We start from the raw sequence: 7,094 nt of genomic DNA, 5'->3' as shown, positions 1-7,094 counted from the left end.
AGCGACCCAAATAGAAGAATTACTGCCACATCGCTGGAAATCCAACTCAAATTAAAAAATAGGCATGGGGTTCAGCGGACGCTTACGCAAAAAAAAGCTAAAGGAAGATTTTTTAACGTCATTTGTGTTTGACTTTAGGTGTTAAGACATGATTGATTTTTAAAACCAATAGGAAGGTGATGGGTGTTGCAAATATCCACCAACTGACGAATCCGATTGATATTCCCTCAATCCAACACAATAAACTTCCTGAAATTAGGAATAAAAGAAAAGCCAAGATTCGAAATTGCACTGGATAGGTCGTCATTATTTTTTGATATTTCAAATGAACTTTAGACTGTTGTTTAGAACTACAACGATACAAGATGAACATACCGATTAAAGTCAGTAATAAACTAAAGAAAATCACACATTCACTCCATTTTTAATCAGTTTGCTTTTAATTTTCTGAGTTGACTTGATTTGTATTGGCTGAATGTTTTTATAAATGAATGCTGCAAAACAAGCACAGGCAACAAAGAATAGATCAACACGTAGAAATAACCAGTAACTTTCCAAGTTTGCTATAAGGTCATGATTAAGCAAATAGAACAGGTTATATAAGGGCAAACTGAAAGCGAGTAGAGCAAAGATCACAATCTGAGATTTCCATAAATATTGCTTAGGTGTGAATAAAGCCAATACAAAACTAAGCATCCAAACGCTAAAAAATGTATAAATTTCATAATTAAGATCAGCGCTAGGACTTGAAATCAACCGATTCACTAAAAAATAGCTCAACATAGCAATCGGAAGACCAATAAAACTTGCAATATTTAAGCGATCAACAAGGTAGTAACCAAAATGGAATTTTGGGGACTTATACTGAATTTGTCGTTTAAGACTCCACAGCAATAGCCCTGACGCAATCATCAGACAGCCAAGAACTCCTGAGCAAAAAAAGGCAAATCTTAAAAAAGGTTGGGCAAAAGTTGCCATGTGAAGTCCATAAACTCCAGCATTTAAAGTAGCTATAGCACTATTATTTCTTGTATTACTTAATATCTTCCCAGTTCCATCAAATACGATTTGCGGTTGATTCAGCGTGATTGAACGATCTTCAAGTTGTTTGATCGTTATTACGGCTTGATCCGTATTTGGATTTTTAACCTCAAAAGTAGCAAGTGATCGATCTCCCCATTGTTGTTTGATTCGAGTCAAAAGATCCTCTGTCGATATCATGTTGCTTATTTGAGGGGATGTTATCGTATTTGAATTCGTAGCTACGGTTCGTATTTCAGTGAAATATTGATAAGGATTTTCTGGATAGAGTTTTTTCATTCCCCAAGGGAGATATAAATAAAAGAAAATGGCTAAGCCTGTAAACGTTATCGTCAGAAAAAAAGGAAGAGCTAAAACTGATGTCACATTATGAAAATCAAGCCAAGACCGTTGTGATTTAAATGTTCTGAGTGTAAAGAAGTCGGTAAATATCTTTTTGTGGGTAATAATGCCAGATACCAGTGCAATTAACATGATGAATGCTGCAAGGCTTGCGATGAGCCTGCCAATAAACACAGGCATGCCGTATAACTGAAAATGAAAATTGTAAAAAAAGTCGCCGCCTTGAGTATGAGATAATTGAAGTTCTTTGCCAGTATTAGCGTCTAAGCTTTTACTTTCGTAACCACCACTAGCTTTTTCCCAATAAATTTTATTTACAGGTTCTTCAGAATTAGCAACTTTTAAATACCACGTTTTAGCATCACTAGCATTTTGGGATAGGTAATGAGTTGCAGTTAGGATTGCCGTATCCTGATTGATTTGATATTGCGCAAGTTGTGGCTGCATCCATAAAGTGATTTGATGCCGATAGTAGGAGCTTGTACCCATCAAAAAAATAGCAAATAGCAGCCATCCGAAAATTAAGCCCGTCCAAGTATGAAGCCAAGCCATTGACTGGCGAACACTTTTATTCTGCATTTTTTAATTCAAACCTGCTGATAAGCCAAATAGAAATATGGTGAGTGCGAAACTTGTTAGGGCGAGCTTAGATAAAGAAGAAAAACAAAATCCAACAATGATAAAACTGAGATAAAAAAATATGGAAATGAATGCGGCTAGATAAATCGCTTCAGCATTAGCTAAAAAGGCCTGAAAAACTTGAGTAAGGCTCATACATAAAAAAGCTGTACATACATACCCGATCACAAAGGTTAGAAAGAAGCGGAATAAAACATTTAGTTTATCGCTATATGTATTTAAAGAAGTCTTAGGCATGAAGTTCACAACGATATTAAATAGAATTAATTACATATGAAAATGATTCTTGTTTATACTATTATGTAAATCAATTCTATTCAATTTTACTTTAATCGTAAATACAAATGGATATAAGAATAATTAATGCTAATACAGATGATTCATAATGTTCACTAATCAAGAACAAATTGTCATCTTTGATGCGATTCAATGTAAAATCATTTTGTTAAAATATTTCAAACATTTGAATGGGGCAGTTGTCTTGTTAAAGCAAAAACTAAAAATTGGGATCGTCGTGGGTGAAGTTTCTGGTGATACGCTAGGAGTTAAACTCATGCGTAGTTTTCGCGAACAAGGCATAGATGTTGAATTTGAGGGTATTGGTGGCCCGCAAATGATCGCTGAAGGTTTTCATAGTTATTATCCTATGGAAATACTATCTGTGATGGGAATTGTGGAAGTCTTAAAAGACCTAAAAAAATTATTTGCTGTACGTGATGGTCTAGTTGAAAGATGGACTGAACGTCCCGTAGATATTTTTATAGGAATAGATGCGCCAGATTTCAATCTACGTCTATCTAAAACGATTAAAGAAAACAATTTACCAATCAAAACAGTTCAATATGTGAGTCCTTCAGTTTGGGCTTGGCGTCAAGGACGAGTTCATGGCATTAAACGAAGTATAGATTTAGTCCTTTGTTTGTTTCCATTTGAAAAAACATTCTATGAAAATTATGAGGTGCCAGCAGCATTTGTAGGACACCCTTTAGCAAAACAATTACCTCTCAAGAATCCGATTATTGAAGCGAAACATCAATTAGGTTTAGCCGCAAATAAAACTCATATTGCATTACTTCCTGGCAGTCGTCGCGGTGAAATCGAACGATTATTGCCATTATTGACGGATGCTGCCGAGATTTTACATCGAAAATATCCAGAGCTTGAGTTTCTGATACCTGCAATCAATGATGCTCGTAAGCAACAGATAGAGCAGGGTTTACAGAATGTAGGGACGAGTTTAAAGGCTAAAATTCATGTTTTAGAAAATTCAGATGCTGAATCAAAAATTGGACGTATGGTGATGAATGCGAGTGACATAGTTGCTTTAGCATCTGGCACAGCGACACTTGAAGCGATGTTATTGCACCGTCCGATGGTGACATTCTATAAATTAAACTGGTTAACCTATCTAATTGCGAAATTTTTAGTCAAAATACCATATTATTCTTTGCCCAATATTATTGCTGGCAAAAAGGTAATTGAAGAATTAATACAAGCAGATGCAACGCCACAGCATTTAGCAACTTCAATTGAGAAATTGATGGATCACGAAACTGCACATATTCAAATGATGCAACATCTTAGTATGCATAAGCAGCTCATCTCAGGGAATACTGAAGATCCAGTCCAAGCGATATTGAACTCTTTGAGCTCTTGATAAATAAAAAGGTGGCAACGTAGCCACCTGTATTCAAGTCATTCAAGCTCGAAGAATTAGTTCATAACCTGTATATTTTCGAATATTGATCACGCCAATATCAAGTATCAGGTATTGACCTTTGATACCTTGTAATACACCGCGTATTTTTGGAGTCTTATCCAAATTTAGTGATTTTATTTTTTCAGGATATTGTTCCACAGGGTATATAAACTCATGTGGTATTTCATTTTCTAGTAATTCTAGATTTTCATTAAACTCTAGATTTTGACTGAACTCATCACGAATACTTTGAATCTTAGGTGCAAATTCTTCAATAATCTGATCGCGCTGTTCAATTAAATTTAGTGGCTCAGCTTCGCCTTTAAGCAATTTACGCCAATCAGTTTTATCAGCGATTTGAGTGCCAAATAATGTTTCTAAATGTCCTGATAAACGGCGTGAACCCACTTTCATGATTGGGAGAGCTTGTGTCGCACCTTGATCTAACCAACGTGTTGGCATATTCACGATACGGGTGATTCCGATTTTTAAGGCACTAGAGTTCGCTAAATAAATAATATGTGGTTGGAAGCAGACATTGTGTGCAAAATCATTTTCACGGCATGTACCTAAATGATAATGACAGGTTTCAGGTTTCATAATACACAAGTCACATTCAGCTTTTGTTTTAAAGCATTTAAAGCAATGTCCTTGCGAATATGATTTAGGTGTTTTTGCACCACAAGATGTACAAAAAATATTTCCAGTCCATTCAATCTCTAACTCTTGACCCAACACAAACGGTAGATCAGTTTCTGAACGATCTAGGATAAATTTATATTCAACATTTGCCTTGCGTGTTGATTGATCAGTTACACTATGCGTTTTGAGTGCTGCATGCATTTTATGGCAAATGCCCTGTAGTTCCATTAATAAACTCTCATCTTTCTCAATCAAGGGTTGCAGTATGGCTGAACAAAATGTCATCACTTCTATGCTAGACGATTTATCTAAAGAGCAGCCGATTCATACTGCACTTTGTATAGGTCAGAAAATTGACCAAAATGCTTCTATTCAATGGAATTATTTTAACGTAACTGACTTTTTAAATCTGCCTTTTACGCAGCGATATGATTTAGGTTTTGTATTATTTGATACAGAAGAAATGCAAACTATCAGTGATTCTCAAAAATCCCAACTATTAGTCAAGCTTCGAGATTTGATGGCAAAACGTATCGTTGTCGTGAGTAAATTAACTGATGAAAAGTTACTGCGTTCACTTGGTTTTACTCAATTGATTGATAAAACCACGCATGAAAGCGATTTTGCTTTATGGCAGTTTAATATTTTAACTTATAAACATGTTCCTGACTGGTTTAATTCTAAGTTCTGGGCAAATCCTGAAAACTGGGATAAGTTCCGCTGGTGATCAGGCCGGATTTAGCTAAGCTAAATCCTTGCTTTTGATTGCAAGTTCTTGCAAAAATTAACAAATCATCTTTGTTTTGTTTTTTCAAAGCAGCGTATTCTTTTGGAATAAATAATTCCAAAGGATAAGTCATGACGGATTTAGCAAATATTGTTGAAATACTGGCGAAACAAGCTTTAGGTGGACAACAGCAAACGACTGGGCAAAGTGGTTTGGGCGGAATTTTAGGCTCAGTTTTAGGTCAACTTGGTGGACAACAACAAAACAATCAAAACCAACAACAAGGCGGTTTAGGCGGAATTCTTGGTTCAGTATTAGGTCAGTTAGGTGCGGGGAATAGTGGTAATTCTACTCAGACCAATACTAGTAACCGCGGTGGTACAGCACAAACGTTACTGATAGCAGTTTTACCTTTAATTCTTGCATGGATTCAAAAACAAGGCGGTTTGCAAGCTGCTTTAGATAAACTAAAAAATGCAGGTTTAGCAAATCAGGTCCAAAGTTGGGTCGATCCACAACAACAAAATGCTCAAGATGTTCCAACTCAAAATATTCAAAATTTATTTGATGATCAAGATGTTGAACAAGTTGCACAACAAACACAAGCGCCTAAACAGGCAATTTATGGTGCAATAGCATCAGTTCTACCACAAGTTATTGATTCTTTGACACCACAAGGCTCTAGTACAAATCCTCAAGAAGCAAATCAAGATATTCAGAATGTCTTAAATTTAGTAAGTGGATTCTTAAAAAAATAATCAATCAAAAAGAAAAGGGCATTCATTTGAATGCCCTTTTTTGTAGAACGATAATCTCAATTTAGAAATTATATTCCATACCTAAACCAATATTGGTTTTCTTATCATCTTTAGTTAACCAGTCACGTTTTTGCTGAGCAACAATACCGTAGAAACGAGCTTGTTTGTTGATTTGGTAGTCAGCACCTACACCGTAAAGGTCTTGTTGACGGTCTTTCATACCATCGACTTCAGTCGTTGCAGAAATGTACTGTGCTTTTAACTTCACAGGTGTTGATGGAATTGCATACGCAGCTGTTACGCCATAAGCATCTTCTTTTAAGCCTTTAAATGAATTATTTTTGACTGTGTCTGGTTTATTAGTTTCTTTAGTCGTTGTGATGACAGCCACAACATCATCTGTAGGCTTAGCTGTTTGCCATAAAGCACCCAATACTAAACCACTAGCACCCATTGCGCCCAAGTCTAAAGAACCTGTTACACGCACAGCATCGGTATAAATACCTGACAAATCATAAGCATTGAATTTTGAAGCGATCGCACGGTTTGCAGCAACTGCAGCAGCTAAGCCCATATCTTTGTTTTCATACGTAAGAGATGCTGAAACACCATCACCAAAACCATCACGTGCATCTTTTAAACCATAGTTTGTAACTACAGTTGTTTCTTTAGTAACGCCAGCTAGTGAAGTTGTAGATTTTTTTGCAGTTGCAGATGTTGCTGCATTTTCACCTTGTTGGAACATAATGTTAAATGCTAAGCCACCCAGTAATTTTTTATCAGTCTCAAAACCAATAATATTCTTTGGGCGATCTTCACCAGCTAAAACTGCAGTCATGTCAAGTTCATTGTGATCGTTAAAAATATCTTGGTTATTACCAGCTGCAGTTTTGAAGTAAGAATCGTGTTGACCAACTTTTAAAGTTGCAACGCCGTTAGATTTAATACCGACAAAACGGTTACGGTTTTTAAATACATCACCGTCTCCATCCGCACTAATTTCCCATTCCGCTAAGTAAACTGCTGAAAGGTTATCTGTTAATTTTTCTTCGCCTTTCACGCCAATACGTGAAGCGTTAGAGTTCACTTTAATTACGCTTTCGTCTTTAAAACCGTTGTTGTCAATATTGTCTAAAGTTACGTTGAGCTTACCATACAATGTTGGTGCTGCTTGCGCTGCATTCATGGCTAAAGTTGCTACAGTAGCAGCAAGAAGCAATTTTTTCATTGAGATTTCTCCAAAACA

Annotated in this window: 8 protein-coding genes; 3 read left to right on the top strand and 5 right to left on the bottom strand. The window is 36.1% G+C overall.

Translation table 11 applies throughout. The features are described from left to right. Positions 1–118 precede the first annotated feature (118 nt). Genes A2003_RS11570 through A2003_RS11560 form a run of 3 tightly spaced genes read right to left on the bottom strand, consistent with a single transcriptional unit; the run spans position 119 to position 2,259 of the window. Positions 119–409, bottom strand: a complete 291-nt coding sequence (locus A2003_RS11570) for a DUF1634 domain-containing protein (RefSeq protein WP_112987506.1) — start codon at positions 407–409, stop codon at positions 119–121. Then, complete coding sequence (locus tag A2003_RS11565) at positions 406–1,962, bottom strand: PepSY-associated TM helix domain-containing protein (RefSeq protein WP_005402620.1); 1,557 nt, start codon at positions 1,960–1,962, stop codon at positions 406–408. The genes A2003_RS11570 and A2003_RS11565 overlap by 4 nt, the downstream gene beginning before the upstream one ends. Before the next feature lie 3 nt (positions 1,963–1,965). Further along, positions 1,966–2,259, bottom strand: a complete 294-nt coding sequence (locus tag A2003_RS11560; protein ID WP_080548565.1) for a hypothetical protein — start codon at positions 2,257–2,259, stop codon at positions 1,966–1,968. Between the two features lie 244 nt (positions 2,260–2,503). Between A2003_RS11560 and lpxB the strand changes: the two genes are divergently transcribed. Then, a complete protein-coding gene (gene lpxB, locus A2003_RS11555; protein WP_194597666.1) occupies positions 2,504–3,679 on the top strand; it encodes a lipid-A-disaccharide synthase in 1,176 nt (391 codons plus the stop codon). Between the two features lie 42 nt (positions 3,680–3,721). Here lpxB and A2003_RS11550 read toward each other — a convergent pair whose 3' ends face one another. Next, positions 3,722–4,591, bottom strand: coding sequence for a DUF2797 domain-containing protein (locus tag A2003_RS11550; RefSeq protein ID WP_087539314.1), 870 nt, complete (start codon positions 4,589–4,591; stop codon positions 3,722–3,724). A gap of 37 nt (positions 4,592–4,628) precedes the next feature. Here A2003_RS11550 and A2003_RS11545 point away from each other — a divergent pair, with 37 nt between their 5' ends. Both A2003_RS11545 and A2003_RS11540 read left to right on the top strand, forming a co-directional pair. Next, complete coding sequence (locus A2003_RS11545) at positions 4,629–5,090, top strand: DUF6231 family protein (RefSeq protein WP_125297330.1); 462 nt, start codon at positions 4,629–4,631, stop codon at positions 5,088–5,090. Positions 5,091–5,221: 131 nt separating this feature from the next. Further along, on the top strand, positions 5,222–5,848 hold the full coding sequence (locus tag A2003_RS11540; RefSeq protein ID WP_286687405.1) for a YidB family protein: 627 nt from the start codon (positions 5,222–5,224) through the stop codon (positions 5,846–5,848). A 61-nt stretch (positions 5,849–5,909) separates the two neighbouring features. On the opposite strand, the gene A2003_RS11535 is transcribed toward A2003_RS11540, so the two are convergent. Next, on the bottom strand, positions 5,910–7,034 hold the full coding sequence (locus A2003_RS11535; protein ID WP_502685962.1) for a porin: 1,125 nt from the start codon (positions 7,032–7,034) through the stop codon (positions 5,910–5,912). Between the last annotated feature and the right edge of the window lie 60 nt (positions 7,035–7,094).

Origin of the sequence: Acinetobacter sp. GWC1_38_13 (assembly GCF_001767535.1) — a bacterium.
Classification (GTDB): domain Bacteria; phylum Pseudomonadota; class Gammaproteobacteria; order Pseudomonadales; family Moraxellaceae; genus Acinetobacter; species Acinetobacter junii.
The sequence above is the reverse complement of the archived record's forward strand: the minus strand, read 5'-3'. Positions and strand labels throughout refer to the sequence as shown.

What these genes read in the sequence shown, in the direction of transcription:
- A2003_RS11565 (WP_005402620.1), bottom strand. Translation starts at nt 1,962, where the DNA reads ATGCAGAATAAAAGTGTTCGCCAGTCAATGGCTTGGCTTCATACTTGG.
- A2003_RS11560 (WP_080548565.1), bottom strand. Translation starts at nt 2,259, where the DNA reads ATGCCTAAGACTTCTTTAAATACATATAGCGATAAACTAAATGTTTTA.
- A2003_RS11550 (WP_087539314.1), bottom strand. Translation starts at nt 4,591, where the DNA reads ATGGAACTACAGGGCATTTGCCATAAAATGCATGCAGCACTCAAAACG.
- A2003_RS11545 (WP_125297330.1), top strand. Translation starts at nt 4,629, where the DNA reads ATGGCTGAACAAAATGTCATCACTTCTATGCTAGACGATTTATCTAAA.
- A2003_RS11540 (WP_286687405.1), top strand. Translation starts at nt 5,222, where the DNA reads ATGACGGATTTAGCAAATATTGTTGAAATACTGGCGAAACAAGCTTTA.
- A2003_RS11535 (WP_502685962.1), bottom strand. Translation starts at nt 7,034, where the DNA reads ATGAATGCAGCGCAAGCAGCACCAACATTGTATGGTAAGCTCAACGTA.